Genomic DNA, 26,051 nt, shown 5'->3' on the forward strand with positions numbered 1-26,051 from the left:
CCGCGTGCGACGCCGCCGTCCTGCTCCAGCGTCTGGTGAAAAACCTCGCCGACGCCCACGAGATGGACACCACCTTCATGGCCAAGCCGTATCCGGGCCAGGCGGGCAATGGTCTGCACGTGCACATTTCGATTCTGGACAAAGAGGGCAACAACATCTTCGCCAGCGAGGATCCCGAGCAGAACGCCGCGCTGCGACACGCGATCGGCGGTGTGCTGGAGACCCTGCCTGCGCAAATGGCGTTCCTCTGCCCGAACGTCAACTCGTACCGCCGCTTCGGCGCACAGTTCTACGTGCCTAACTCGCCGAGCTGGGGCATCGATAACCGCACGGTTGCGGTACGTGTGCCAACCGGTTCCGCCGACGCCGTGCGTATCGAGCATCGCGTAGCCGGTGCTGACGCCAACCCGTACCTGCTGATGGCCTCGGTGCTGGCTGGTATTCACCATGGCCTGACCAACCAGATCGAACCGGGCGCGCCTGTCGAAGGCAACAGCTACGAGCAGAACGAGCAGAGCCTGCCGAACAACCTGCGCGACGCCCTGCGCGAGCTGGACGACAGCGAAGTCATGGCCCGCTACATCGATCCGCTGTACATCGACGTCTTCGTCGCGTGCAAGGAAAGCGAGCTGGCCGAGTTCGAAAACTCGATCTCTGACCTTGAGTACAACTGGTATCTGCATACGGTGTGATTGTTTGAGGGCCCCAAAAGCCCCTCACCCTAACCCTCTCCCAAAGGGAGAGGGGACTGACGGAGTTGTCTTGAGATATTCAGCGACCTGAACGATCCAGTCGATTATGGATTCGGCAAAGATTTTTCAGGTCGGCGGAGATTCTGAGCATCCCCCAATCGGTCCCCTCTCCCACCGGGAGAGGGCTAGGGTGAGGGCAGCCATCTCAAGCCAGACATCACAGCCAGACAACACCCCCAATTCCCCCTTGTCGAGCCACAACAATGACTACAACCCGCAACGACTGGGAACAACGCTTCCAGTCCCTGAGCATCGAATCCCGCGCCTTCATCAACGGCGAATACCGCCCTGCGATCAGCGGCGACACCTTCGAATGCCTGAGCCCCGTCGACGGCCGTTTCCTCGCCTCCGTGGCCAGCACCGACGAAGCCGACGCCAACCTCGCCGTTGAGGTCGCGCGCCAGTCTTTCGAATCCGGCGTGTGGGCGAAAAAAGCCCCGGCCGAGCGCAAGCGCATCCTGATCCGCTTCGCCGATCTGATCCTGCAACACCAGGAAGAGCTGGCGCTGCTCGAAACCCTGGACATGGGCAAACCGATCAGCGACTCGATGAGCATCGACATCCCGGCGACCGCCAACGCGATCCGCTGGAGCGCCGAAGCCATCGACAAGATCTACGACGAAGTTGCCGCCACGCCGCACGACCAACTGGGTCTGGTTACTCGCGAACCGTCAGGTGTTGTCGCCGCGATCGTGCCGTGGAACTTCCCGCTGATCATGGCCAGCTGGAAATTCGCTCCGGCGCTGGCGGCGGGCAACTCGTTCATCCTCAAGCCTTCGGAAAAGTCGCCGCTGACTGCCATCCGCATCGCTCAGTTGGCGTTGGATGCAGGCATTCCAAAAGGCGTGTTCAACGTTTTGCCAGGCTTCGGTCACACCGTCGGCAAAGCATTGGCGCTGCACATGGACGTCGACGTGCTGGCCTTCACTGGCTCCACGGCGATTGCCAAGCAACTGATGATTTATGCCGGCCAAAGCAACATGAAGCGCGTCTGGCTCGAAGCAGGGGGCAAGAGCCCTAACGTGGTGTTCGCCGACGCACCGGACTTGCGCGCGGCAGCACAAGCGGCGGCCGGCGCCATTGCCTTCAATCAGGGCGAAGTCTGCACTGCCGGTTCGCGCCTGCTGGTCGAGCGTTCGATTCGCGAGCAGTTCATCCCGATGCTGGTGGAAGCGCTGCAAGCGTGGAAACCCGGTCACGCCCTCGACCCGGCCACCACTGTCGGCGCCGTGGTCGATCAGCGCCAACTGGACAACGTGCTGCGCTACATCAGCATCGGTCGCGAGCAGGGCGCTGAACTGATCGCCGGCGGCCAACGCACCCTCGAAGAAACCGGCGGCTTGTACGTCGAGCCGGCGCTGTTCGACGGCGTGACCAATGCCATGACCATCGCCCAAGAAGAAATCTTCGGCCCGGTCCTGTCGCTGATCACTTTCGACACCGCTGAAGAAGCACTGCAAATCGCCAACGACAGCATCTTCGGTCTCGCCGCCGGGGTCTGGACCAGCAACCTGAGCAAGGCGCACACCTTCGCCCGAGGCCTGCGCGCCGGCAGCGTGTGGGTCAACCAATACGACGGCGGCGACATGACGGCGCCGTTCGGTGGCTTCAAACAATCAGGTAACGGTCGCGACAAATCGCTGCACGCGTTCGACAAGTACACCGAGCTGAAAGCGACCTGGATCAAGCTCTGATTTTTCTAAAGCGGTGGTCGCCTTCAATGGGCGACCCTCGGAGAACAATAAAATGAAACAACAACACGTCAACAGCTACTACGCCGCCACCCGCAACGAAGTCATCGACTTCTCGGTTCTGGAAGAAGCGGTGGATTGCGATGTCTGCATCATCGGCGCCGGCTACACCGGCCTGTCCTCGGCACTGTTTCTCAGCGAGGCCGGCTATAAAGTGACCGTGCTGGAAGCGGCGAAAGTCGGCTACGGCGCCAGCGGTCGCAATGGCGGTCAACTGGTCAACTCCTACAGCCGCGACGTCGATGTGATCGAAGAGCGCTACGGCGACAAGACCGCAGAAATCCTCGGCAGCATGATCTTCGAAGGCGCCGACATCATTCGTTCGCGCATCAAGGACTACGACATCAAATGCGACTACCGCCCGGGCGGCATCTTCGCAGCGATGAACAAAAAGCAGCTCAACGGCCTGGCCGAACAGAAGCGAAACTGGGAACGCTACGGCAACCACAACCTGAAGATGCTCGATGCGGCGGACATTCGTCGCGAAGTCGGCTCCGACGCCTACGTCGGTGGCCTCCTCGACCTGCAGGGCGGCCACGTTCACCCACTGAACCTGGCCCTCGGTGAAGCCGCCGCCATCGTGCGTCTGGGCGGCAAGATCTATGAACAATCCGCCGCCGTGGAAATCACCTACGGCGAGCCAAACGTCGTGCGCACCGCCAAAGGCCTGGTACGCGCCAAGTACCTGCTGATCGCCGGCAACGCCTACCTGCCGCAAGGCCTCGACAACCGCGTGACCGCGAAAAGCATGCCGTGCGGCTCACAGATCGTCGTCACCGAACCGTTGACCGAAAAGCAGGCACGCAGCCTGATCACCAACAACTACTGCGTCGAAGACTGCAACTACTTGCTCGATTACTACCGCCTCACTGCCGACAACCGACTGCTCTACGGCGGCGGCGTGGTCTACGGCGCCCGTGAACCGGACGACATCGAACAGCTGATCCGCCCGAAGATCCTCAAAACCTTCCCGCAGCTCAAAGACGTGAAAATCGATTACCGCTGGACCGGCAACTTCCTGCTGACCATGTCACGCATGCCGCAATTCGGCCGCATCGAGAAAAACGCCTACTACATGCAAGGCTACAGCGGCCACGGCGTCACCTGCTCGCACCTGGCTGGCAAACTGATCTCGGAAATGATCCGCGGCGACGCCGAACGCTTCAACGCCTTCGCCTCCCTGCCACACATGCCAATGCTCGGCGGCCGCACCTTCTCAGCCCCGCTGACAGCCCTCGGCGCGGTCTACTACTCCCTGCGCGACCGCTTCGGCCTCTAAGTTACCTCCCCGGCGGCGGCCCCCAAGACCCCGCCGGTTTTTTACCTGACACAACGCTCTACTGTAGGAGTGAGCCTGCTCGCGATGAGGCCAGCCCAGCCATCACCACTCTTCCAGAAACACCACAAATCCTGTGGGAGCGAGCTTGCTCGCGAATGCGATCAATCAGTCAAAAGTGATGTTGAATGTGCCACCGAATCGCGAGCAGGCGAAGGCCTACAGGTCCGCATTGCCAAGGCAGGAAAGACTTTTCCCCCACCATCCATCGAACCTGCTGAGCTACACCATCAAACGTGATTTAATAGCCGCCTTTCACGGTTCCGGGACACGGGAGCAACGTGATCCGCGCCCCGGCGCGTCACCCGCCACCCACCCCCATTACCCTTAAGTACCTCAACATAAGGCAGTCATGGATACGGGTTCTCGACTCAAACTAGTACGCGAAAGCTACAAACTCTCCCAGCGCGAGCTGGCCCGGCGTAGCGGCGTGACCAATGCCACCATCTCCCTGATCGAACAGAATCGCGTCAGCCCCTCCGTCAGCTCCCTGAAAAAGCTGCTCGAAGGCATCCCGATGTCCCTGGCCGACTTCTTCACCTTCGACCAACCGCCGCGTGAGCATCAATACGTCTTCCGCGCCAACGAACAACCCGACCTCGGCCGCCATGGCCTGCGCCTGCTGCTGATCGGCGCCTCCGTGCCGAGCCGGCAGATGCGCTTGCTGCGCGAGCAATACGCACCGGGCGCGAGCTCCGGGGAAGAGCCGATTGTGCATTCGGAAGGTGAGGAGTGTGGGTTGGTGACGCGCGGGACTGTTGAGTTGACCGTGGATGGGTCGGTGAGTGTTTTGAATGCGGGGGATGGGTATTACTTTCCTACGACGCTGCCGCATAAGTTTAGGAATATCGGGGCCGATGAGGCTGAGATTATTAGTGCGAATACGCCGGCGAATTTTTGATAATGCCCCGTGGCCGATATTGGCGACTGGTTACTGCCGGGGTTGTCGAGTTCAGGCAATAAACAAGTGTGGTGGCGGAAATACACTGTGGCGAGGGGATTTATCCCCGATCGGCGACGCAGTCGTCGTAATCCGGGGCGTGCGGGGTGTCTGGAGAAATGAACTCGCCGGGTTGGGGCCGCTTCGCAGCCCATCGGGGATGAATCCCCTCGCCACAAGGGGTGTTTTCCTACGAGTTTTTCAGACTTCAAATTCGGTCGAATCTCAAATCATGGCTTTGTATGTTTGGTACAGGGGCTGCTTCGCAGCCCAGCGGGAGCAAGCTCCCTCGCCACAATGAACACGAAAAAGGGACACCCAGCGGTGTCCCTTTTTATGTGCGCTAAACAGCCGTTACTTCACCTTCCAATCCCCACCCCCACTTTCGCAATCAATCTTCGCCTGCCCCAGATTCTCCGCACCGTAGTAATAAGTAGTCACCTGCGCACCATCAGGAATATTCAACGCCTTGGCGTTTTTATCCTTGCTGGTGGAGTGCGGGTTGGCCAGGGATTCCTGGGTGAGGGTGGCGATGCAGGTGGCCTGGTAATGGTCATCGCACTGTTGGACCTTTTTCTTGACGGCGTTGACCATGTCTTTGCTTTCGTTGCTGCACGACCAGTCGATGGAATTGACGGGCACGCCCTCGTATTCGTAGCAGCTATGGCTGGAGACGGTGGGCACGGAGGCGCTGGAGGAGCGGGTTTCGACGTCGCAGCCTTCGGCCATGACGCAGGTGGGGATGACGCTGAAAGTGGTGATCAGAAGCAGGAATCGAATGTTCATCGGGCTTTCCTCTTCAATGGCGCCGGTTCTGATCAATGAGTGGGCGCTTATGGTTTCGAGATAGCGCAGGGGAAGGAGGTTCAATCAGGTTTTTGATTTGCGCTGTTCGCGTAGACTGAGAAACAATCGGACACATCTAGCGCCCCAAGGATTGGAATATTGCCCATGATTGAAATCTGTAGCGGCAATGGCACATCCGTTTCGCGCATTCGGAGACTTCCATGACGCAAACACTGGAACGCGCAATCGCCATCGCCGCCACTGCGCACGCGGGGCAGGTGGACAAGGGCGGGGCGCCGTACATTTTGCATCCGCTGAAAGTGATGTTGCGCATGACCACGCTGGAGGAGCGCATCGTCGCGGTGCTGCACGACGTGGTCGAGGATTGCGATATCAGCCTGGATGACCTTCGCAAGGAAGGTTTCAGCGAAGAGGTGCTGAGCGCTATCGAATCAGTTACCAAAGTGCCGGGCGAGTCCTATGAGGATTTCGTCGAGCGCGCGGCGCAGAACCCGATCGGCCGGGTCGTGAAACTGGCGGATCTGGAAGAGAACAGCGACTTGTCGCGGATCGCTTCGCCGAGTTGGGAGGATCTGGAACGAGTCGAAAAATACCGTCGCGCAATCGGTCGGTTGCGCTCATAAAAATGGACACGCCCCTGTAGGAGCTGCCGAAGGCTGCGATCTTTTGATCTTGTTTTTTAGATTCAAAGTCAAAAGATCGCAGCCTGCGGCAGCTCCTACACGGGATCGTGTCGGGTCAGTTGAATAGCCAGGAAGGCGAATATGAAATCCATTCTATGTTTGTTGATCGCCGCCGGTTTTGGCGCTGTGTTGCAGTCCCTCGGTGTACCTCATGGGTTGCTGCTGGGGTCGATCCTTGTCACGGCATTGGTCGTCACTAAATCCGGTTTTGCACCCGCGACACCTTATGGTTTGGGCTACATCCAGGTCACGCTGGGCATCGCCACCGGGCTGATGTTCGAAGCGTGGGACGGTGCGACGGCGTCGACGATGTTGCCGAGCCTTGGCGTGTTGCTGCTGTGCTTGACGGTGCAGATTGCCTTGGCCGGATGGTGGCTGACGCGCGGGGCAGGGTGGAACCGCACGGACGCGCTACTCGCGGTGTATCCGGGGGCGCTGGCGGCGGTGTTTGATTTGCTTGAGTCGGAGAAGGCGTCGAGCAAGGTAATCATCGTGCACCTGATGCGGTTGCTGTTGATCACGGTGTTGGTGAGCTTTTTGATTCCGGGGCAGGTGTCGGTTGCTGCTGTTGATAGCGATCCGTTGACCACCGGCATGGCGTTGACGGTTTTCTCGGTAATCGGCTTGAGCGTCGTCCTCGGTCGATTGCTGCTGCTAATCGGCGTGCCGGCGCCATTTATGCTCACGGCGATCATCATCACCGCAGTCTTTGTAAAAGCAGGCTGGCTGCAGGGCTTTCACATGCCGGACTGGAGTTTGAATCTGGCAGCCCTGGTGCTCGGCGTACGGATTGGATCGCGGTTTAAGGGTTTGGGCCTCAAGGAATTGGGGCTGCATGGTCGTACGGCGCTGGTGTCGGTCGGGTTGATGATTGTGGTGGCGGCGGCATTTGCCGAAGGGGCGGCGCGATGGTTGGGCAGCGATCCGCTGTCTCTGTGGCTGGCGTACATGCCGGGGGCGATCGAGACGATTGCGATTGTCGCGTTTGCCGGCGGGCTGAATGTGGTGTTTATCCTCACTCACCACTTGGCGCGGATGGTGCTGCTGCATTTTGCGCCGGCGTTGTTGGTGCAGGTGCGGCGGGTGCGGGAAGAGTCCTGATTACACATCATCCGTCGCGGTGAGGGAGTTTGCTCCTTCACCGCTTAAATGAGTTTGTCACTGGTGAACTACACTATTTGATTACCCCGCATCACAGCCAACGCCAGGCCCCGCCGGAGGTAATCATGAACCGTTTGTCGTCCACCGCTCTCTTGATCGCCGCTCTTTGCGCCACGCAAGCCAATGCGCAAACCATCGTCCCGCTCAAGGGCCAGACTTCGCAACAAACCCAGATCGACATGAACGACTGCCATTCGGTCGCCGCCAGTTCCACCACTTCAACCCCGCAAACCGGTGGTCGCCTGAGGGGCGCTGCCGTCGGTGCTGCTGCCGGTGCAACAGCGGCTGAGGTGCGCGGTCGCCAGCACGACGAGTTTTATGATGCGGACGACGATGATCGCAAGCAGGATTACCGGCAGAACCGCGCCGGGCAATCGGCTGCCGCCGGCGCGGTGGTGGGTGGTGCGCGACAGCGTCAGGATCGACGTGCGCAGAGCAAGACTGATGCAGCAGCCAGTTCCAGTGCTTACACCGGGTGTCTGCAAGGGCGCGGCTATCAGGTCACGCCTTGACGGCTTGGTTTGTGCGCTTCGAGCAGGCGCATCATCAACGCGCTGTAGAGCGTGACCAGAATGAACAGACCCATGCGCACGGCGAACGCGCTGTAGACGTCTTTGCCCGCGGCGCTGTCCTGCACCGATTGGCCGAGCAGGATGATCATCGTCACCAGGGTGTTGAGCCAGAAGCCGGGGCTGAAGGTTGTCGGGCTGAGGCGATAGAGTTTGCGCGCCAGCCACAGCCCGAACAGCAGCGTCCACAGAAAGAACATCCACACATGCACGAACAGGCTCAAGCCACACCAGAGCAGCACGGCCAGCAAGCCTCCGAGCAGGGTCGAGCCGAGCAGTTCGCGGCCGGCGTGATGGGTGTGGGGCGTGGAGTTTTGCTGGCCGAGGCTGACGGCTTTGAGGATGATCGGCAGGTAACTGGCCGGGTCGCTCAGGGCCAGTAGAAACGTCGGCATGACGATCAGGGTGGCGCGCAGAGCCACACGCGGGACTTCATCGGCGGGTAAGGCGGGCGGCTTCGGCGGGACGGGGCTGTCGGGCCGTTCTGGAAACAGTGTATGGCTGATGCCCACCACCGCGACCGCCAGCAACAGGCCTTTGACCAGCGCGCCGATCACCGCCATCGCCAGATCGAATTCGGCAAATCCGGCGGCAGAAATCATGGTCATGCCGATCACCAGAAAGGTCACGATCAACGGGTTACCGCCGCGCAGGCCAAAGCGAAACACCACAAACAAACCGAGCCCAATCAACAACACACCACTCACCGGGTAATAGCGCAGCAACGGCACCAGCAGCAGGCCGATGCTCGTTGTCAGCGCAGCGACCAGCGCCAGCACCAGTGCGCCTTTGAGCGGTAATGGCCTTGGCAGACTGGCCAGCAACAACACCGCCAGCACGGGCGAAATAAACGCCAGCGGAAGCGCCAGCGCATAACTGGCGGCGGTACACAGCGCGGTGCCGAACGCCAGGCGCAAGGCCCGTTGCGCCGGAACGCTGCGCTCAGTAGGCATACGACAGCCAGCTCATCAGCCCTACAAACAAGCGCCCCAACGGGTTGAGCGGATTGCCTTCGCTGGGGAAGGCCATGACTTCCGCCTGACCGCCGGCACGGATGGCGCGGCTGTCGATCAGGCGTTTTTTCGCCTCTTCAGTGAATTCGATGATCACCGGAAAACGTTGCGCCGGACGCAGCCAGTCGCGGCTGTTCTGGATGCTCGGCAGGGTGCCGGGCGCCGGCGTCTGGCCGACACTGACGCCATAGCCGACGCTGCGCACCCGGCCGTCGAGGACTTCGCCGGGCAGTGCGTCAAGGACGATGGCCACCGGGGTTCCAGGTTGCACGCGGCCGAGGTTGTTTTCAGTGAGGTCGGCGCTGACCCATACGTCGTGGATCGCTATCAGGGTCATCAGCGGGCTGCCGGCGGCGGTGAACTGGCCGACGTCGGTGCGCAGGTCGGTGATCAACCCGGCCGAGCGTGCGCCGATGCGGGTGTTGGCCAGATCCAGCTCGGCTTTGGCCAGTGCCGAGGCGGCGCTGCGTAACTGCGCGTTGGTGTCGGTATTGCCACCTTCCTGTTCCTGCGCCCGTTGCACTTCGGCGCGGGCGGCGGCAACTTGGGCGACCGCTTGTTCACGGTTGGCTCGCGACACCTCAAGAAGACGGACAGAGACCGTGCCGGGATCTTGTTTGTACAAACCCTCGAGGCGCTGATTGTCCTGTCGTGCCTTGAGTTCGTTGGCTTGCGCGGCCCTTAAGGAAGCCTGTGCCGAGGCGATTCCGGCGGTGCTGGCGCCGACCTGACGTCGGGTCGATTCCAGATCGGCTTTTGCTCGATCGACGGCGATTTGCAGCGGCTGTGGATCAAGTTCGAAGAGGGTGTCGCCCGCTTTCACATCCTGGTTGTTGCGCACGTTGACCCGAATCACCCGACCCGCGACTTCCGCCGCCACCGGAATCACGAACGCACCGACCCGCGCCTGCTGGGTGTAGGGCGTGTAGCGGTCGGCGAGCAAATACCAGGCCAGGCTCAGTACGATCAGCAGTAGCACCCAGCGGATGCCTTTTTTCGCTGCGTCGGGCTGGACAGGGGCAGGAGCGGGCGTCGTGTTTTCAGTCATGGCGGCTTTCCTGCGATGGAAGGGGATACGCCGGTTCGGCGGGGGGCGCGGTGAGCAAATCGCCCCAATCGGTGCGTTGTTGCATCTGTTGTCGGGTCGGCTCGTCGATCTGCGGCGCGTTGCTCTGCCAGCCGCCTCCGAGGGATTTGTACAGAGCGATCAGATTGCTCACGGCGTTGCTGCGGCTGACCAGATAGTTGTCCTGTAACTCCAGCAGCGCACGTTGGGCGTCGAGCACTCGCTGAAAGTCCGAATAACCTTCGCGGTATTGCGTGTTGGCCAGCACCAGCGAACGCCGCGCTGCGCCTTCGGCCTCACGCAAAATGCGTTCGCGTTCCAGCGCCTTGCTCAAGCCACTGGCGGCGTCGTCAGCCTCGCGCGCGGCTTGCCGAACCTTGTCGCGATAGGCTTCGATCAGTTGTTGCAAGCGCGCGTCCTGCACCCGCACGTTATTGCGGATGCGGCCGTAATCGAAGATGTTCCAGCGCAGGCTCGGGCCGCCAATCAGGTCGAGGCTGCGTGGGGTGGCGCCGAGGGAATCAGTCGACCAGACGATGCTGCCGAGCAAAGTCAGCGACGGGTACAGATCAGTCTCGGCAACACCGACCAGCGCCGATTGCGCGGCGACATTCAGTTCCGCCGCGCGCACGTCCGGGCGGCGCATCAGCAGGTTGGCCGGGACGTCTTGCAGCACGGCGCGATCCAGCAAAGGAATCAGCCCGGTTTGTTCGGCCAGCATCGCCGCGCCACCGGGCGGCTGGCCGACGAGCACCGCCAGGGCATTGCGCGTGCGCAGCAATTGGTCTTCGAATGCCGGAATGCTGCTAAGCGTGCCGAGGTATTGGGTTTTCGCCTGTTGCAGGTCGAGTTCGGCGCTCTGGCCGCTGGTGAAAAGCTTTTCGGTGATCTCGAAATTGCGTTTTTGCTGGACGGCGTTTTCCCGGGCGACGCGCAGTCGTGCTTCGGTGGTGCGCAGGGAAAAATAGGTGTCGGCGACTTGCGCGCGCAGCAGTACAAGGGCGTCTTCGTAGTTGGCCTGAGCGGCGAAGTAGCTGGCATCGGACGATTCGATGGCGCGACTGAAGCGCCCCCAGAAATCCAGCTCCCAACCGATATCGAACGCGGCGCTGTGTTGCCAGAAGTGCAGATCCTGCGGGTTGCTGCCGCCGGACTGGTGACGGTCGATGTAGAGGCTGTCGACCCCGACCTGTTGCAGTTGCGGGTAGCGGCCGCTTTCGGCGATGCCCAGTTGGGCGCGGGCTTCGAGCACCCGCAGGCCGGCGATTTTCAGGCTGCTGTTATGTGCATCTGCTTCGGCAATCAGGCGATCCAGCACCGGGTCGGCGAATACCTGCCACCACTGGCGCAGGTCTGGCTGGGCCGCACGTTCGCTGGCCTGCTCCAGCGCTGCGCTGTTCCACTGCTTGCTCCAGGCTTCGGCCGGCGGCTGGAAATCCGGCCCCAGACGCACACAGCCGCTGAAGCTCAGCGCGCCGAGCAACAACAGGTGACCGGGCCGCGTCAGCAGGGCTGTCGGTGCAGGCATTGCGTGTGTCCCCAATCGCCAATATCACTGGAGCATAGACCGCGAATTGCAGGTTGTTCGGGCGAATCTGCTGCTACGCTTTTCAGGCACGGCATCCCGCCAAAACAGGTACGAAACCATGGACACTACCCAAGATCCGGTAACGCCGACCACCACCGCCAACTGGCGCTTCAAGGTCGGTGTGGCGATCATCTGCCTGATGCTCGGTTCGTGGCTGATGGTGCCACTGGCCGCCGCCCTTGATGTGCCCGGCTCGAAAGTGGCGGCGCTGACCGGTGTGCTGTTTATCAGTAACAAAGTGCTGTTGCTGCTGGTGATCGCGGTGATGGGCAAGGCCGGATTCGCCGAGCTCAAGCGCAAGATCGGCGGTTATGTCTCGGGGATGATTCCGACACCGGTCGACGAGGTCGGGCCGCTGCGGCACAGGATCGGCGTGGTGATGTTTTGCCTGCCGTTGCTTGTCTCGTTTCTGGAACCGTATTTCGATAACTTCTGGCCGGGGTTGCGGCCCAATCTGTGGCAGCTGCAATTGCTTGGGGATCTGATGTTCGTTGGCAGTTTCTTTGTGCTGGGCGGCAACTTCTGGGAGAAGGCCCATGCGCTGTTTGTGCGTAAGGCGCGGGTGGTTTCGCCTTGAGATACGGTGAAGGAGCTTGCTCCTTCACCTTTCTCCGCTAAATGAGGTGTGCGGCAAAGCCCTGCTTACCGGGCGCAACATCATCCTTCAACGTCAACCCCGGGATCTCGTAATCCCCCGCATTCTGCTGCCTGAACGCAATCGGCCGGGCACTCCACAACTCATCCAGTCGGCGCCCCAGTTCATCCGTTGTCTCGGTAAACCGGGCGTCGTCCATGCGGCTGGTGCGATAGACAAGGAAGGGGGGCAGCACGTCAAAACCGGGGTAATGCAGAACTCCGTGCTGAATCGGGAACAACAGGTCATCCATCGGCCCATTGATTCCGCGCGGGCTGTAATGCGATTCCCAGCCACCAGTGGTGACCATCAACATCGCCCGTTTGCCTTTCATTTTCCCTTCGCCATAACGCTCGCCCCAACGGCTGTCGGAGTGTTCGCCAACGCCATAGGCAAACCCGTAGGCGTAGACGCGTTCGACCCAGCCCTTGAGGATCGCCGGCATCGTGAACCACCACAGCGGGAATTGCAGAATCAGCGCATCGGCCCACAGCAGTTTTTCCTGCTCGCGGGCGATGTCGGCGGCTTGCGTGCCTTGGGCGTAGGCGAGTTTCGAGTCAAGGGAGGCGTGGAACGGTTTGCTGTTATCACGCTGTGGGGCGTCGTCGGCATCGAGGATGGCTTTCCAGTTCATCGCGTAAAGGTCGGAGACTTGCACGTTGTGGCCGGCGGCTTCGAGGCGCTGAACGGTGAAGTCCTTGAGCGCACCGTTGAGGGACGTGGGTTCGGGGTGGGCGTAGACCAGTAGTACATTCATTTTTAAAGCTCCGTGGCTGAGTGGGAGCAGGATCAGCGTTCCATAGGTATATTGGAAATGAATGTCTGATATGTCTGGTATAGCCATGAATAATTTGAGACGGCTGGATATCAATCTGCTGTTGACCCTCGATGTGCTGCTGTCCGAGCACAACGTCACCCGCGCGGCGCAACGGCTGAACCTGTCGCAGCCCTCGGTGAGCGTCCATTTGGCCAAGCTTCGCGACATCTTCGGCGATCCGCTGTTGCTCCCTGGCCCGCGGGGTATGCGCCCGACGGCGCGAGCCGATGAGTTGCGCGAGCCTTTGCGCGAGGCGCTGGAAGCACTGGAACGGGCGGTGGCCCCGGCCACTGTGTTCGACCCCGCACTGGCGACCCAGACCTGGAGAGTCGCGGCAACCGACTACGGTGAATCGACCATTCTTCTGCCGGCGCTGAGCAGTTTACGTGCGCAGGCACCGGGCACTCGGCTGGCGGTTATCGACCTGATGCCAGCGCAATTGGTCAAGCAAGCGGAGCAGGGCGTGTTCGATCTGGCGCTGCACATCACCGAAGACGCGCCGCTGGACCTGCATCAACGGGTGCTGTTTAGCGAGCGTTACGTGTTGGCCGGGCGTCTCGGGCATCCCGGTTTGACGGGTAAACCGAGCTGCGATGAGTTCTGCGCACTGGAACATGTGCTGGTGTCGCGAGAGGGCGGGAGCTTTTTCGGGGTGACTGACAAGGTGCTGGCCGACGTGGGGCTGTCGCGCAAAGTGGTGCTGTCGGTGCCGCACTTTCTGATGGTGATGTCGGTGCTGGCGAGCACCGATCTGGTGGCGATGCTGCCGTCACGGCTGGTGCGGGGCAACTCGGCATTGCAAGTGGTCGAGGCACCGCTGCAGGTGCCGGGCTACGAAATGGCGATGTTCTGGGACGAGCGACTTCACCGTGATCCCGCGCACAAGTGGTTTCGCGAGCATCTGGCGGCGTCGGTTTAATGCCTCAGGCGTGGCCCAAAGCGATCGCGAACGACACGACGATCATGCAAGCAAACGCGAAATTGAGATTCATAAGGTGGTCATCCTGAGCCTGTTGAGAGTGGGGCCATTCTGAACAGGCTGAATGCAAAGGAAAAATTCGGCTTTGTGATTCCAATGATCGAAACAATTGATATCCGCCGATTTGTGTTTACCCGAGGCTTTCGCTAGTCTCGGCGAAAACCTGCAACTACAAGCATAAACAGGCAGAACCATGCACGATCATTCGGTCACCGAACTTCCCTCCCTGCGCCGGCAGAAAATCCTCCTGATCCTCGAACGTGACGGCAAGGTCATGGCCTCCGAGTTGAGCCAGCATTTCGCCGTGTCCGAGGACACCATCCGCCGCGACCTCGCCGAGCTGGATAACGCCGGCCTGGTGCAGCGGGTACACGGCGGCGCGTTGCCGAGGCCGAAAGACACCGGCAAGGATTACTTCACCCGCATCAGTGAGACCGACGAGGTGAAAACCCGCCTGGCGCAACTCGCTGCCGGGAGGGTGAAGGATGGCCAGATCGTGCTGTTCGATTCCGGCACTACCACGTTGCAGATCGCGCGTTCGTTGCCGGCGGATATCAAGATCACAGCGGTGACCACGTCGCCGATGACCGCCATCACCCTCGCCGAATACAAGGGCATCAAGGTAATCCTGGCTGGCGGGCAGTTGAACCTGGCGACGATGTCGGTCAGCGGCCACGAGACCGTGCGCCTGCTGCAAAGCATCAAGGCTGATCTGCTGTTTACCGGGGTGTGTGCGATTCATCCGGAGGTGGGGTTGAGCTCGCTGTATTTCGATGAGGTGCCGGTGAAGCAGGCATTGTTCGAGAGCGCCGCGCAGGTGATCGCAGTGACCACGGCGGACAAGCTGGGCGCGGTGGAGCCGTTTGTGGTGGCGCCGTGCACGCGGGTGCATACGTTGATTACCGAGCGGCACCTGGCGTCGGGGAGTGTCGAGGATTACCGGCGATTGGGGATCGAGGTGGAGCAGTTGCCGGATTGAGGTTTGTAGTGAGGCTGCCGGCCTCTTCGCGAGCAGGCTCGCTCCCACATTGGAATGCATTTCAAATGTGGGAGCGAGCCTGCTCGCGAAAGGGCCAGTGCAATCAACGCAACTTTTCGAGCATCTGGTAGTACCACATCCCCGCCGCCAGTAACGGATTGCCCAGCAAATCCCCCATCGGCACGCGAATGTGCTGGCACGCCGCAAACGTATCGAACTGCTCCATCTGCCCGGTGATCGCCCGACTCATGATTTCGCCCATGATGTGGGTCGAGGCGATGCCGTGCCCGGAGTAACCCTGGCAGTACCAGACATTGTCCGAAAGCTTGCCCAGTTGCGGGATGCGGTTGATCACGATGCCCATCGCGCAGCTCCACTGGTAGTCGATCTGCACGCCTTTGAGCGCCGGAAAAGTCTGCTCGATGCACGGGCGCAGTTCGGCGGCGATGTCGCGCGAGTCCTTGCCGCTGTAGTTGGCGCCGCCGCCGAACAACAAGCGGCCGTCGGCGGTGAGGCGGTAGTAATCGAGGACGAAACGGCAGTCGTACACCGCCAGATCTTCAGGGTTGATCTGCCGCGCCAGATCGCCGAGCGGGGCCGTGGTGACGATGCCGCCCATGGCCGGAAAAATCTTGCCCTTGAGCTGGCCCGGTTCGAGTTTGTGATAGACGTCGCCGGCGAGCATTACCTGATTGGCGTCGATCTGGCCGTGGGCGGTTCTGACCCCAGGCGTATCGCCGTGAATGATCTCTAGCACTTCGCTGTTTTCGAAGATCAGCGCACCCAGACTTTCCGCCGCTCGCGCTTCGCCGATGCACAGGTTGAGCGGGTGCAGGTGCATGTTGCGAGTGTTCTTGATCGCGCCGTGGTAGAGGTCGCTTTGCAGCAGGTCGCGCACCTGGCTGCGGTCGAGCAGGCTGACTTCATCACCCAGTCCGCGTCGCACGGCTTCTTCGTAATCGCTGCGCAGATCGGTCATGTGGCTGGGTTTGTAGGCGGCGTGCAGATGACCGTGTTTGAGGTCACAAGCGATGCCGTATTTCTCGACGCGCTGTTTGATGATCTCGTGCCCGCGCCAGCGCAGATGCCAGATGAAATCGTCGACCTCATCACCCAGTTTCGGGCGCATCTGTTTGCGCATCGCGCCATCGCCAGAGAGGCTGCCGGTGACCTGGCCGCCATTGCGCCCGGTGGCGCCCCAGCCGATTTTGTTGCTCTCGACGATGGCGACTTTCAGGCCTTTTTCGGCGAGTTCGACAGCGGTGGCGACGCCGGTGAAACCGCCGCCGATGATCACCACATCGACTTTGTGCCGGCCTTGCAGGGTCGGGTAGTCGGTGTCCTGGTTGAGGGTGGCGGTGTAGTAGGAATTGCAGCGATTGGTCATGTCAGTGTCCACACAAAATTCGAGTTCGGTACGCGGTCTCACAGGGGAGATGTGAATATTCAGGCCTCGGTGAGATACCAGCGCCAATCCTGCTCACCCACTTCAGCCATGAACTGCCGGTACTCAGCGCGCTTCACCGCCAGATAAACCCCAAGAAATTCCTGCCCCAACGCATCCCGCGCCCAACTTGAATTTTCCAGCGCCTGCAGCGAAGTCAGCCAATCGGTCGGCAGTAATTCCTTCGCTTGCGCATAGCCGTTGCCCTCGACCGGTGCGCCCGGATCAAGGTTTTCGCGAATGCCGCGATGAATGCCGGCAAGGATTGCCGCTGCCGCCAGATACGGATTGGCGTCGGCGCCGCAGATACGGTGTTCGATGTGTCGGGTGTTGGCCGGGCCGCCGGGCACGCGCAGGCTGACGGTGCGGTTGTCGACACCCCAGGTCGGCGCCAGTGGCGCATAGCTGTTGGCCTGAAAACGGCGATAAGAGTTGGCATTCGGGCAGAACAGCAGCAGCGAATCGAGCAAGGACGCGAGCATCCCGCCAATCGCCGTGCGCAGCAGCGGGGTACCGGCCGGGTCTTCGGAGGCGAACAAGTTACGGCCTTCGGCATCGGCGAGGCTGACGTGCATGTGCATGCCGGTGCCGGCCAAATCATCGAACGGCTTGGCCATGAATGTCGCTTGCATGCCGTGCTTGTGCGCCACGGCTTTGACCAGGCGCTTGTAGCGCACCGCTTGATCCATCGCCTCCAGCGCATCGCCATGTTCGAGGGTGATTTCTACCTGACCCGGCGCGTATTCCGAGATCGCCGTGCGCGCCGGAATGCCGTGCAGTTTGCAGGCGCCGTAAAGGTCGGCAAGGAACGGTTCGATCTGCTCCAGTTCACGCAAACCGTAGACCTGGGTGTGTCGCGGTCGACCGCCGTCAGCATCCAGCGCCGGTTGCGGGCGGCCGTTGTGATCGCGTTTGGCGTCGAGCAGATAGAACTCCAGTTCGCAGGCCATCACCGGGTAATAACCCTCTGCTTTGAGCGCGTCGACCACCTTGATCAACAGGTGGCGCGGGTCGGCGATGCTCGCCGGCATGCCCTCGGTGGGGTGCATGCTGACCTGCACCGCAGCGGTCGGAATCTGCCGCCACGGCAGGCGCACCAGACTGCCTTCCAATGGATAGGCGCGGCAGTCGATATCGCCGACATCCCAGACCAGACCGGAGTTTTCGACGTCTTCACCCTGTACGGTCAGACCGAGAATAGTGCTGGGCAGCGGGCGGCCGCTTTCATACACGGCGAGCAGTTCTTCACGGTGCAACAGCTTGCCGCGCGGTACGCCGTTGGCATCGAGGATGAACAGTTCGATCATGTCGATATCGGGGTTCTGTTCAAGGAACAGGCGTGCGTCTTCAATGGCTGCGAATTTCATAATCAATCACTCAAATGGCGCCGCACAGGCGCGCAGATTCGGGCCGGACGCGATGGATGGCGTCCTGGCAGGGATTTCAAAAAGGTCTTCAGTCAGTCAGACGCGACGATGAACCTGTGGCGAGGGGATTTATCCCCGATGGGGCGCGAAGCGGCCCCCAAAAGGCGTGACTGCTACGCAGTCCATCGGGGATAAATCCCCTCGCCACAGGCCATCATCCAGTTTGTGTTGTTGACTGACGGTAATCAGGAAATCAGCAGGCGATATCCGGCGGGCGTGCGGAGTGACGCAGCTTGGAACGGCGCAGGGCCATAGGGAGATTGACGATGCGATTCATGCGCGGCCTCTTTGACAGAGGGCGCACACAGCGGAGACGTTCAACGATTTTGGTTGTTGTAGTGACGTACTCATGACGCGTGTTTCCGTTGGCGGAAAACTTCGGTGGCGGGACTGACCCGCCGACCGGTGTGCCCGGATAGTAAGGGGCATTCCTCGGGCGTGTAAACGATTGATTGCGCATCGGCGATGCGACGGTTGTTTAGCGCAACAGGTGAAAGCCCAGCCCGACAAGGGCGCAAACGATCAACACTTCAATCACACCACGCTTGAAAACGAACAGCGCCAATGCCGCCATGACTGCCAGCGCTATCGAAAAAACATCCGGTTGCCCGGCGAAACCGCTCGGCCAGAACACGTGATACGCGAAAAAACACGCGAGGTTGAGAATCACCCCGACCACTGCCGCCGTGATCGCGGTCAGCGGCGCAGTGAACTTCAGTTCATTGTGAGTCGATTCCACCAGCGGCCCGCCGGCGAGAATGAACAGAAACGAAGGCAGAAAGGTGAACCACGTCACCAGCGTCGCTGCTATTGCGCCAGCGGCGAACGCATGTTCCGCGCCGAATACCGGTTGCACATAACCGCCGATGAAGCCAACAAACGCCACCACCATGATCAGCGGCCCCGGGGTGGTTTCGCCAAGCGCCAGGCCGTCGATCATCTGCGTCGGCGTCAACCAGCCGTAATGCCCCACCGCGCCCTGATAGACGTAGGGCAACACTGCATAGGCCCCTCCAAAGGTCAGTAATGCGGCTTTGGTGAAGAACCAGCCCATCTGCGTGAAAGTGCCGTCCCAACCGAACAACGCCGTCAGCAAGGCCATGGGCAAACACCACAGCGCCGCGCCGACCAATGTCAGCCGCGAGAGCCGCGACAGACTGAATCGAGCGTGTTCGGGCGTCGGGGTGTCGTCATCAATCAACGCCGGGCCAAAGGATTTTTCACTGCTGCGCTGGCCGCCGTTATCGAATCGCTGCGGCGCCAGACGCCCGCCGAGATAACCGATCAACGCGGCGCCGAGCACGATCAGCGGGAACGGCACATTGAACGCAAAAATCGCCACGAACGAGGCCCCGGCAATCGCCCAGAGCCAGCCATTTTTCAAGGCCCGCGAGCCGATGCGATGGGCCGCGTGCAGCACAATCGCCGTCACCGCCGGTTTGATCCCGTAAAACACCCCGGCCACCGCCGGCACGTCACCGTAGGCGATGTACAGCCATGACAGCGCAATCAGGATAAACAGCGACGGCAGCACAAACAGCACGCCCGCAATCACGCCGCCCCAGGTGCGATGCAACAACCAGCCGATGTAGGTCGCCAGTTGTTGAGCCTCGGGGCCGGGCAGCAACATGCAGTAGTTGAGGGCGTGGAGAAAACGTCGTTCGGAGATCCAGCGGCGGCGTTCGACCAACTCCTGATGCATGATCGCGATTTGCCCGGCGGGGCCGCCGAAACCGATACAGCCGAGCTTGAGCCAGAAGCGCCAGGCCTGACGCAGGGTGACGGGATCGGGGCGGGGAAGATCCTGCGGCGGTGTACTCAAGTGCGGCTCCTGAGTCGAATTCTGGCGGAGCCGCTATCTAATCAGGCTTTTGTTAAATCCAATAGTGCTCAGACAAGGCTGTGGCTGGCCGATCAACTCAGGACGTAATCGACGGGCGTCAAGGCCGGTGGCAGTTGTGCAACACCCAGTTCAGCCAGAATGTCGCGCTCGATCGTGCGGACCAGAGCATCGGTTGGCAGGTCGTTTTCATCGCGGCCGAATGGGTCTTCCAACTCATCGGCTATCGCATCCAGACCGAAAAAGGTGTAGCTGACAATCGCGGTGAACAGCGGCGTCAGCCAGCCCAGTGGCTCGGCCATGGCGAACGGTAACAGGATGCAGAACAGGTAAATCGTGCGGTGCAGCAGCAAGGTATAGGGGAAGGGCAGCGGCGTGTTCTTGATCCGCTCGCACACGGCTTGAGCTTGCGTGAGGCTGGTCAGGTGATTGGCCAGCAGCATGTAGCGCCATTCGCTTAATGCGCCGGCCTGTTGCAGATCGGAGCATTGTTCGCCAATCCGGTGCAGGATCTGTGCGCTGTAGTCGGGCACCTGAGCGTCGGGTTTCGGGTCGACCCACGCGCCGCTGGCCGCCGCCTCGTCTTCACGCCGCAGTCGCGCGTTGAGGGCGTGGGCGAAGCCGCACAGATTGAGCAGCAGCGGCCGGCGTTGCTCCGATTCGCGGATGATGTGGGTTTCGCGAATGATCGAGCGCACATGGACGATCACTTCGCCCCAGGCCTTGCGCGCTTCGTACCAGCGGTCATAGCAGGCGTTGTTACGAAAACTCATGAAGATCGACAGCGACAAGCCCAGTAGCGTGAAGGGCGTGGCGTTGACCTTGGTGAAGCTGCTGGGATGGAGGATTTCCACCAGCACAATCGCCGACGCCAGCAGGGTGACCATCAGGGTGCGCAAGGCGATTCGCTTGGCAATCGAACCCTTGAGGGTAAAAAGGATGGCGAACTGACTGACCTTGGGTCTGATGATCATGCTGGGTGATCCCGATTACGCGTGGACGTGACGCATCAACCGCCGGTCATGTTCATGAATCGCACGATTTGTACGTCATCGTTCACTTCAAAGTTGTGCCTGTAGGGCTTGAGCTTCATCGCTTCGATGATCGCTTTCTCCAGACGTTCCGGTTGCCCGGGATGGGCGCGCAGCACGGCTTTCAAGTCCAGCGAATGCTCGTTACCTAGACACAGTAGCAAACGCCCCTCCACCGTCAGCCTCACCCGGTTACAGGTAGCGCAGAAGTTGTGGCTGTGCGGAGAAATAAAACCCAGGCGAATCTGCGGGGCTTCGGCCAGCCGCCAGTAGCGCGACGGGCCTTGGGTCGATTCGGCCGAGTCGATCAGGGTGTAGCGTTCGGCGATCCGTTCGCGCACTTGTGCGCTAGAGAAAAACGATTCGGCGCGGCTGTGTTCGTCAATCACGCCCAGCGGCATTTCTTCAATGAAAGAAATGTCCAGCTCACGGTCGATGGCGAAGCTCACCAGATCATTGATCTCTTGATCATTTCGGCCCTGCATCACCACGCAGTTGAGTTTGGTGCGAGTGAAACCGGCCTTGCGCGCAGCATCGATACCCTCGATGACCTGCGCCAGATCGCCGGTGCGGGTCATCTGTTTGAAGCGCTCAGGGCAGAGGCTGTCGAGGCTGACGTTGAGGCGTTTAACGCCGGCGTCGAACAGCGGCGCGGCGAGTTTGCCCAGTTGTGAGCCGTTGGTGGTCAGGCACAATTCGCGCAGGCCGGGCAGGGCGGCGATCTGCTCGCACAGTTGCACCACGCCGGGACGGATCAGCGGTTCGCCGCCAGTGAGACGGATCTTGCGCGTGCCCAGTGCGACGAAGCTTTGTGCCAGTTGGAAGATTTCCTCCAGCGTCAGCACTTGCTGGCGCGGCAGAAACTGCATGTCTTCAGCCATGCAATACACACAGCGAAAGTCGCAACGGTCGGTCACCGACATGCGCAGGTAGTCGACGCGGCGATTGAAGCCATCGATCAAAACGCGCTCTGACATGACAGCCTCGCTGTGGGGAAAACCGCTAACCGCGGATCTGGACGGCGCAGGGTATGGGCAATGTCGAACAGCGTCCAATCACTCTTAATGACCGGGTGATTGATGCCGTCGATGATCAGCAGAACACCACAAAAAGACTGTGGGCTTGAGATTTACTGCGCCCCAAACATCGCCGTCCAGTAAATCCCTGCATCGCTCCTCGGGTCGGTCGCATAAGCGGCGCCGAGTTCCTTGTACTGCGGGTTCATCAGGTTGGCGCAATGGCCGGGGCTGGCGAGCCAGCCGTCGACGACTTTGCCCACAGTGTCCTGGCCGGCGGCGATGTTTTCGCCGACCAGTTGACCGCTGTAGCCGGCCAGTTCGGCGCGGTCACCGGGGGTGCGGCCGTCGCGGTCCTTGTGGTCGAGGTAGTTTTTGTTGGCCATGTCGCGGCTGTGATCCTGGGAGACCGTGCCCAGCGTCGCGTTCCAGGCCAGCGGTGCGGCAGCGGCGAAGGCCTGGCCGCCGCACTGGCGTGGCTGGCTGCGTGCGACGTTGAGCTGCTCAAGCAGTTTTTGCCCTTCACCCTGCGCATCGCCAAGTTTGGCCGACAACAATGGCCGCGCCAGCACAACGCGCCAATCGCGATCAGCGCGGCTGACACCGACATCGACGAACTGCGGATCGAGCACCACCTGACAGAAACTTTCTTGAATCGCCTGCATCGCCGACGCCGCATCGCGCGGGCCGTTGAGGGTGATCGCCTGTACGTTGACCATCGGGTAACTGGCGCTGGCCATGGCTTGCTGCAAATTGACAGCCCCACTGGCCGGTAGCCGCAGTCGCGGATCGGCCGACAGCGGTGGCAGTTCGCTGGATGCCTGAGCACCGCAACGTTGCGGTTCGCTGCGGTACTTGTTGATCGACTCGATCAGTTGCGACTCGTCGCTGGCCATGGTCGAGGCGGCAAAGGCCAGGCCGGCGGACAACGCGGCAAAGCGCAAAACGGATGGCATGAAGCGCATGGAGATCTCCCTTGAGCTGAATGCGCCCATGATGCGCGAAACGCCCCCGGTGGGTGCAATGTCTTTTTCTTGATTTGGCGGATTTTTCAGCGGAACGTTGCCCGCGATTTTGCCGTCTACACTCAGCCAAGACCCCGGGATGCGGGCGTCTCCCCTACGTAACACCTTGCCCGACTCGGGCCCTGCCGGAAGAGCTGACATGGCATTGAAATGGTTGATTGGATGCGTTGCGTTAACCCTGTTGGCCGGCACTGCCATGGCCACCGATCAAACGCCGATCAAGGCAAAAGCCGAAGAGAAAGCCCAGGTGCTGGAAGAGAAAGCGGCGGACAAAGTCAGCACGGCACCGGCGCCCAAATCCGAAGCCATCACCCCGACCGAAGTGCAAGCGGTGGACCCGGCCGGCGCCGCACCGCTGGATGATCCGATCACGTGCCTGGCGCGCAGTATCTACTGGGAAGCCAAAGGCAGGGACACCCCGGAGATGGAAGCCGTGGCCAGCGTGGTGATGAATCGCCTCGGCCATGAAGGTTTTCCCGACACCGTTTGCGCCGTGGTCAAGCAAGGCTCGGAAACCAAAAGCTGCCAGTTTTCCTGGTGGTGTGACGGGCGTCCGGATCAGGTCAAGGAGGATGCCGAATACGCGCTGGCCAAGGAAATCGCCGGCAAGGCGTTGAACCGTCAGCTCAAGGATCGCACCAATGGCGCGCTGTATTTCCATGACCGCAACGTGCATCCGAGTTGGGCCAAGGAATACCGGAAAACCGCCGAGACGAAAAAATTCCTGTTCTACAAACCCGCTGGCGGTGACGCGCGTTAGGCACAGACTTCCCGCACGCATTTGCGTAACCAGCGGTGCGCCGGGTCGGCGTCCATGCGCGGATGCCAGAGCATGGACACGCTGATTGGCGGCATCTCGAAAGGCAGGGCGAAACTGTGCAGGCCGGTGCGCAGTTTGCTGGTGTGACGTTCCGGCACGGTGGCAATCAGGTCTGACTCACGGACCAGCGTCAGTGCCGCCGAAAATCCGCCGAATGAGGTGACGATATCCCGCGTCATGCCCAAGGCCATTAACGCTTCGTCGACCGGGCCGCTGCTGCGTCCGCGTCGTGAAATGAGAATGTGCTCGCCGCCGGCAAAGCGCTTGGCGCTGATCTTGCCAGAACTCAGGGGATGCCCCTCACGTACCACACCGATCCAGTGATCCTGAAACAGGATGCGGCTGTGCAGGGTCAGGTCGGTGCTGTCGTCGACGACGCCGGTCTCCAGATCCACCCGGCCTTCGCGCAGCGGCGTGCTGTCCTTATCGGCCTTTTGTACAAAGCGCAGGCGCACGCCGGGCGCCTCTTGGACGATGCGTGCGAGTAGGGCGGCGGCGAAGGTTTCGACAAAACCGTCGGTGTTGCGCAAGGTGAACGTGCGTTGCAACTGGCCGGGATCGAGCACTTCAGCGGGACGCAAAACCGCCTCGGCTTCCTGCACGAGATGACTGACCCGTTCGCGCAACTCCAGCGCACGCGGGGTTGGCACCAGGCCGCGACCGGCGCGCACCAGCAACGGATCGCCGGTGGTTTCACGAAGACGGGCCAGGGCGCGGCTCATGGCCGACGGGCTCAGGCGCAGACATTTGGCGGCGCGGGCGACACTGCCTTCACGCAGCAGCACGTCGAGGGTGGTCAGCAGGTTAAGATCCGGTGCGGTCATGATATGGCGTTCTGTGCAGGTATTAAGTGCAAAGCATGCGTCTTGCGCCTTGTATTGTCGAGGCTCAGGCTACGACACATTAACTTTGCACAGTGAATGCGCCATGCCTCGACCACCCCTGAACACCACAGCCCGCTGGGCCCTGACCAGTCTGGCGCTGTCGATGTTGATGCCGTCGCTGGACACCAGCATTGCCAACGCCGGGTTGCCGATTCTGGCGGCGGCGTTTGAGGCGACGTTTCCACAGGTGCAGTGGATCGTTCTGGCCTACTTGCTGGCGATCACCACGTTGATTGTCAGTGTCGGGCGTTTAGGGGATGGCCTCGGGCGGCGGCGATTGCTGTTGATCGGCATCGGCATTTTTACTGCCGCGTCGTTGGCCTGCGCGCTGGCCCCGGGGCTGGGCTGGCTGATCGGCGCACGGGCGGTGCAAGGCCTTGGCGCGGCGATCATGTTCGCCTTGACAGTGGCGCTGGTGGCCGATGCGGTGCCCAAGTCCCGGGCGGGCAGTGCGATGGGGTTGTTGGCGACCATGTCGGCCACCGGCACCAGCCTCGGCCCGTCGCTGGGCGGGTTGTTGATGACGCATGCCGGTTGGCATTCGATTTTTCTGCTCAACGTGCCGTTGGGCTTGCTCAATGCGTGGCTGGTGTATCGCTATCTGCCGGCGGATCGGCCAGTCCGGGTGCGTATTGCGTTTGATTATTTCGGCACCGGGTTATTGATGCTGACGCTGGCGGCCTATGCGCTGGCGATGACCCTTGACGGATTCACCCCGGCGTTGCTGCTGATCAGCCTGTGCGGCGCGGGATTGTTCATTGCGGTCGAGATGAAGACCAAGGCACCGCTGATTCGCTTGTCACTGTTCGCCGACCTGCGTCTGAGTGGCAGTCTGGCGCTGACGCTGCTGGTGACCACGGTCATGATGACCACACTGGTGGTTGGCCCGTTTTACCTGAGCCGAGGGTTGGGCCTGACCAGCACGGTGGTCGGATTGGTGTTGTCGGTCGGGCCTTTGTTGGCGGCGTTCGGCGGCGTACCGGCCGGGCGCTTGGTGGATCGCTTCGGCGCGCGGAGAGTGGTGCCCGGCGCGTTGCTCGCAATGGCCTGCGGTTGCAGCCTGTTAGCGCTGTTGCCGATGAGTTTCGGCCTGCCTGCGTACCTGCTGCCGATGACGGTGATCGCCGCTGGTTATGCGTTGTTCCAGGCGGCCAACAATACCGGTTTGATGGCTGGGGTCAGCCAGGATCAGCGCGGCGTGGTGTCGGCACTGCTCGGGTTGGCGCGCAATCTGGGCTTGATCACCGGGGCGGCGGCGATGGGCGCGGTGTTTGCCGTGGCCACTGGCGATCCGACCCAAGCCCCTGCTGCCGTTATCGCCACTGGGTTGCACATCACCTTCGGCGTCGCCACGGCCCTGATGGTCATGGCCCTGATCATCAGCCGAGCGCAGATCAACTGTAGGAGCGAGCCTGCTCGCGATAGCGGCGGCACAGTCAAAATCTCAGGTGACTGACCCACCACCACTTGCTGTAGGAGCTGCGGCACG

The 26,051-nt window shown here is 61.1% G+C and carries 24 protein-coding genes; 12 read left to right on the top strand and 12 right to left on the bottom strand.

The annotated features are described in order from the left end of the window. From ACIOVB_RS16450 to ACIOVB_RS16465, 4 genes are all read left to right on the top strand, one after another. Positions 1-692 (top strand): glutamine synthetase family protein (locus ACIOVB_RS16450; protein ID WP_401269392.1); only part of this gene is annotated, 692 nt, incomplete at its 5' end. A 263-nt stretch (positions 693-955) separates the two neighbouring features. Then, on the top strand, positions 956-2,446 hold the full coding sequence (locus tag ACIOVB_RS16455; RefSeq protein ID WP_187680502.1) for an aldehyde dehydrogenase: 1,491 nt from the start codon (positions 956-958) through the stop codon (positions 2,444-2,446). Positions 2,447-2,498: 52 nt separating this feature from the next. Then, on the top strand, positions 2,499-3,782 hold the full coding sequence (locus ACIOVB_RS16460) for an NAD(P)/FAD-dependent oxidoreductase (RefSeq protein WP_401269395.1): 1,284 nt from the start codon (positions 2,499-2,501) through the stop codon (positions 3,780-3,782). A 409-nt stretch (positions 3,783-4,191) separates the two neighbouring features. Next, on the top strand, positions 4,192-4,740 hold the full coding sequence (locus ACIOVB_RS16465; protein ID WP_042558757.1) for a cupin domain-containing protein: 549 nt from the start codon (positions 4,192-4,194) through the stop codon (positions 4,738-4,740). Positions 4,741-5,133: 393 nt separating this feature from the next. Here the strand turns inward: ACIOVB_RS16465 and ACIOVB_RS16470 are convergent, their stop codons facing one another. After that, positions 5,134-5,565 carry a hypothetical protein gene (locus ACIOVB_RS16470; protein ID WP_401269399.1) on the bottom strand — a complete coding sequence of 144 codons (432 nt, stop codon included), beginning with the start codon at positions 5,563-5,565 and terminating at the stop codon, positions 5,134-5,136. Positions 5,566-5,786: 221 nt separating this feature from the next. Here ACIOVB_RS16470 and ACIOVB_RS16475 point away from each other — a divergent pair, with 221 nt between their 5' ends. The 3 genes from ACIOVB_RS16475 (at position 5,787) to ACIOVB_RS16485 (ending at position 7,942) form a co-directional block, all read left to right on the top strand. Continuing rightward, a complete protein-coding gene (locus tag ACIOVB_RS16475) occupies positions 5,787-6,209 on the top strand; it encodes an HD domain-containing protein (protein ID WP_401269402.1) in 423 nt (140 codons plus the stop codon). Positions 6,210-6,350: 141 nt separating this feature from the next. Further along, on the top strand, positions 6,351-7,370 hold the full coding sequence (locus ACIOVB_RS16480; protein ID WP_401269404.1) for an AbrB family transcriptional regulator: 1,020 nt from the start codon (positions 6,351-6,353) through the stop codon (positions 7,368-7,370). A gap of 125 nt (positions 7,371-7,495) precedes the next feature. After that, positions 7,496-7,942 carry a hypothetical protein gene (locus tag ACIOVB_RS16485; protein ID WP_401269407.1) on the top strand — a complete coding sequence of 149 codons (447 nt, stop codon included), beginning with the start codon at positions 7,496-7,498 and terminating at the stop codon, positions 7,940-7,942. Here ACIOVB_RS16485 and ACIOVB_RS16490 read toward each other — a convergent pair. From ACIOVB_RS16490 to ACIOVB_RS16500, 3 genes are read right to left on the bottom strand one after another with little or no spacing between them, the layout of a single operon-like run. After that, complete coding sequence (locus ACIOVB_RS16490) at positions 7,927-8,952, bottom strand: DUF2955 domain-containing protein (RefSeq protein WP_401269409.1); 1,026 nt, start codon at positions 8,950-8,952, stop codon at positions 7,927-7,929. The genes ACIOVB_RS16485 and ACIOVB_RS16490 overlap by 16 nt on opposite strands. After that, positions 8,942-10,060, bottom strand: a complete 1,119-nt coding sequence (locus ACIOVB_RS16495; RefSeq protein ID WP_187680510.1) for an HlyD family secretion protein — start codon at positions 10,058-10,060, stop codon at positions 8,942-8,944. Before ACIOVB_RS16495 ends, ACIOVB_RS16490 begins: the two co-directional genes overlap by 11 nt. After that, complete coding sequence (locus tag ACIOVB_RS16500) at positions 10,053-11,606, bottom strand: efflux transporter outer membrane subunit (RefSeq protein ID WP_401269412.1); 1,554 nt, start codon at positions 11,604-11,606, stop codon at positions 10,053-10,055. The genes ACIOVB_RS16495 and ACIOVB_RS16500 overlap by 8 nt, the downstream gene beginning before the upstream one ends. Positions 11,607-11,724: 118 nt before the next feature. Here ACIOVB_RS16500 and ACIOVB_RS16505 point away from each other — a divergent pair, with 118 nt between their 5' ends. Next, positions 11,725-12,243: a transporter suffix domain-containing protein gene (locus ACIOVB_RS16505; RefSeq protein ID WP_401269415.1), complete on the top strand. Its 519-nt coding sequence runs from the start codon at positions 11,725-11,727 to the stop codon at positions 12,241-12,243. Positions 12,244-12,280: 37 nt separating this feature from the next. Here ACIOVB_RS16505 and ACIOVB_RS16510 read toward each other — a convergent pair whose 3' ends face one another. Continuing rightward, a complete protein-coding gene (locus tag ACIOVB_RS16510) occupies positions 12,281-13,057 on the bottom strand; it encodes an NAD(P)H-dependent oxidoreductase (RefSeq protein WP_401269417.1) in 777 nt (258 codons plus the stop codon). A gap of 85 nt (positions 13,058-13,142) precedes the next feature. On the opposite strand from ACIOVB_RS16510, the gene ACIOVB_RS16515 reads away from it, so the two are divergent. Both ACIOVB_RS16515 and ACIOVB_RS16520 read left to right on the top strand, forming a co-directional pair. After that, entirely contained in the window at positions 13,143-14,036 is an 894-nt protein-coding gene (locus ACIOVB_RS16515) for a LysR family transcriptional regulator (protein ID WP_401269419.1), read from the top strand. 253 nt (positions 14,037-14,289) lie between these two features. Further along, positions 14,290-15,075 (top strand): DeoR/GlpR family DNA-binding transcription regulator, encoded by a 786-nt coding sequence (locus ACIOVB_RS16520; RefSeq protein WP_401269421.1) that lies wholly within the window; start codon positions 14,290-14,292, stop codon positions 15,073-15,075. Between the two features lie 103 nt (positions 15,076-15,178). Here the strand turns inward: ACIOVB_RS16520 and ACIOVB_RS16525 are convergent, their stop codons facing one another. From ACIOVB_RS16525 to ACIOVB_RS16550, 6 genes are all read right to left on the bottom strand, one after another. After that, positions 15,179-16,462, bottom strand: coding sequence for an NAD(P)/FAD-dependent oxidoreductase (locus ACIOVB_RS16525; RefSeq protein ID WP_401269423.1), 1,284 nt, complete (start codon positions 16,460-16,462; stop codon positions 15,179-15,181). Between the two features lie 59 nt (positions 16,463-16,521). After that, a complete protein-coding gene (locus ACIOVB_RS16530) occupies positions 16,522-17,886 on the bottom strand; it encodes a glutamine synthetase family protein (RefSeq protein ID WP_187680516.1) in 1,365 nt (454 codons plus the stop codon). 538 nt (positions 17,887-18,424) lie between these two features. Continuing rightward, positions 18,425-19,768: a chromate efflux transporter gene (chrA, locus tag ACIOVB_RS16535; RefSeq protein ID WP_401269427.1), complete on the bottom strand. Its 1,344-nt coding sequence runs from the start codon at positions 19,766-19,768 to the stop codon at positions 18,425-18,427. 92 nt (positions 19,769-19,860) lie between these two features. Continuing rightward, positions 19,861-20,760, bottom strand: coding sequence for a bestrophin family protein (locus ACIOVB_RS16540; protein WP_401269430.1), 900 nt, complete (start codon positions 20,758-20,760; stop codon positions 19,861-19,863). A gap of 35 nt (positions 20,761-20,795) precedes the next feature. Then, the gene (gene moaA / locus ACIOVB_RS16545; protein WP_401269431.1) at positions 20,796-21,794 is read right to left on the bottom strand and encodes a GTP 3',8-cyclase MoaA; all 999 of its coding nucleotides are present in this window, start codon (positions 21,792-21,794) and stop codon (positions 20,796-20,798) included. Positions 21,795-21,946: 152 nt separating this feature from the next. Next, complete coding sequence (locus tag ACIOVB_RS16550) at positions 21,947-22,798, bottom strand: CAP domain-containing protein (RefSeq protein ID WP_401269433.1); 852 nt, start codon at positions 22,796-22,798, stop codon at positions 21,947-21,949. A 199-nt stretch (positions 22,799-22,997) separates the two neighbouring features. On the opposite strand from ACIOVB_RS16550, the gene ACIOVB_RS16555 reads away from it, so the two are divergent. Continuing rightward, positions 22,998-23,618: a cell wall hydrolase gene (locus ACIOVB_RS16555; protein WP_401269435.1), complete on the top strand. Its 621-nt coding sequence runs from the start codon at positions 22,998-23,000 to the stop codon at positions 23,616-23,618. Here ACIOVB_RS16555 and ACIOVB_RS16560 read toward each other — a convergent pair. Next, complete coding sequence (locus tag ACIOVB_RS16560; protein WP_401269438.1) at positions 23,615-24,502, bottom strand: LysR family transcriptional regulator; 888 nt, start codon at positions 24,500-24,502, stop codon at positions 23,615-23,617. The two genes, ACIOVB_RS16555 and ACIOVB_RS16560, sit on opposite strands and share 4 nt — an antisense overlap. A 103-nt stretch (positions 24,503-24,605) precedes the next feature. Between ACIOVB_RS16560 and ACIOVB_RS16565 the strand changes: the two genes are divergently transcribed. Next, positions 24,606-26,018 (top strand): MFS transporter, encoded by a 1,413-nt coding sequence (locus ACIOVB_RS16565; protein ID WP_401269440.1) that lies wholly within the window; start codon positions 24,606-24,608, stop codon positions 26,016-26,018. The last annotated feature ends 33 nt before the right edge of the window (positions 26,019-26,051 follow it).

Source organism: Pseudomonas sp. NPDC087639, from assembly GCF_044743385.1.
In the GTDB taxonomy this organism is placed as follows: domain Bacteria; phylum Pseudomonadota; class Gammaproteobacteria; order Pseudomonadales; family Pseudomonadaceae; genus Aquipseudomonas.

Excerpts from the sequence above, each read along its gene's own strand:
- ACIOVB_RS16465 (WP_042558757.1), top strand. The coding sequence starts at position 4,192 with ATGGATACGGGTTCTCGACTCAAACTAGTACGCGAAAGCTACAAACTC.
- ACIOVB_RS16515 (WP_401269419.1), top strand. The coding sequence starts at position 13,143 with ATGAATAATTTGAGACGGCTGGATATCAATCTGCTGTTGACCCTCGAT.
- ACIOVB_RS16460 (WP_401269395.1), top strand. The coding sequence starts at position 2,499 with ATGAAACAACAACACGTCAACAGCTACTACGCCGCCACCCGCAACGAA.
- ACIOVB_RS16525 (WP_401269423.1), bottom strand. The coding sequence starts at position 16,462 with ATGACCAATCGCTGCAATTCCTACTACACCGCCACCCTCAACCAGGAC.
- ACIOVB_RS16475 (WP_401269402.1), top strand. The coding sequence starts at position 5,787 with ATGACGCAAACACTGGAACGCGCAATCGCCATCGCCGCCACTGCGCAC.
- ACIOVB_RS16505 (WP_401269415.1), top strand. The coding sequence starts at position 11,725 with ATGGACACTACCCAAGATCCGGTAACGCCGACCACCACCGCCAACTGG.
- ACIOVB_RS16495 (WP_187680510.1), bottom strand. The coding sequence starts at position 10,060 with ATGACTGAAAACACGACGCCCGCTCCTGCCCCTGTCCAGCCCGACGCA.
- ACIOVB_RS16470 (WP_401269399.1), bottom strand. The coding sequence starts at position 5,565 with ATGAACATTCGATTCCTGCTTCTGATCACCACTTTCAGCGTCATCCCC.
- ACIOVB_RS16490 (WP_401269409.1), bottom strand. The coding sequence starts at position 8,952 with ATGCCTACTGAGCGCAGCGTTCCGGCGCAACGGGCCTTGCGCCTGGCG.
- ACIOVB_RS16520 (WP_401269421.1), top strand. The coding sequence starts at position 14,290 with ATGCACGATCATTCGGTCACCGAACTTCCCTCCCTGCGCCGGCAGAAA.
- ACIOVB_RS16540 (WP_401269430.1), bottom strand. The coding sequence starts at position 20,760 with ATGATCATCAGACCCAAGGTCAGTCAGTTCGCCATCCTTTTTACCCTC.
- ACIOVB_RS16550 (WP_401269433.1), bottom strand. The coding sequence starts at position 22,798 with ATGCGCTTCATGCCATCCGTTTTGCGCTTTGCCGCGTTGTCCGCCGGC.
- moaA (WP_401269431.1), bottom strand. The coding sequence starts at position 21,794 with ATGTCAGAGCGCGTTTTGATCGATGGCTTCAATCGCCGCGTCGACTAC.
- ACIOVB_RS16565 (WP_401269440.1), top strand. The coding sequence starts at position 24,606 with ATGCCTCGACCACCCCTGAACACCACAGCCCGCTGGGCCCTGACCAGT.
- ACIOVB_RS16510 (WP_401269417.1), bottom strand. The coding sequence starts at position 13,057 with ATGAATGTACTACTGGTCTACGCCCACCCCGAACCCACGTCCCTCAAC.
- ACIOVB_RS16530 (WP_187680516.1), bottom strand. The coding sequence starts at position 17,886 with ATGAAATTCGCAGCCATTGAAGACGCACGCCTGTTCCTTGAACAGAAC.
- ACIOVB_RS16555 (WP_401269435.1), top strand. The coding sequence starts at position 22,998 with ATGGCATTGAAATGGTTGATTGGATGCGTTGCGTTAACCCTGTTGGCC.
- ACIOVB_RS16485 (WP_401269407.1), top strand. The coding sequence starts at position 7,496 with ATGAACCGTTTGTCGTCCACCGCTCTCTTGATCGCCGCTCTTTGCGCC.
- ACIOVB_RS16455 (WP_187680502.1), top strand. The coding sequence starts at position 956 with ATGACTACAACCCGCAACGACTGGGAACAACGCTTCCAGTCCCTGAGC.
- ACIOVB_RS16560 (WP_401269438.1), bottom strand. The coding sequence starts at position 24,502 with ATGACCGCACCGGATCTTAACCTGCTGACCACCCTCGACGTGCTGCTG.
- ACIOVB_RS16500 (WP_401269412.1), bottom strand. The coding sequence starts at position 11,606 with ATGCCTGCACCGACAGCCCTGCTGACGCGGCCCGGTCACCTGTTGTTG.
- ACIOVB_RS16480 (WP_401269404.1), top strand. The coding sequence starts at position 6,351 with ATGAAATCCATTCTATGTTTGTTGATCGCCGCCGGTTTTGGCGCTGTG.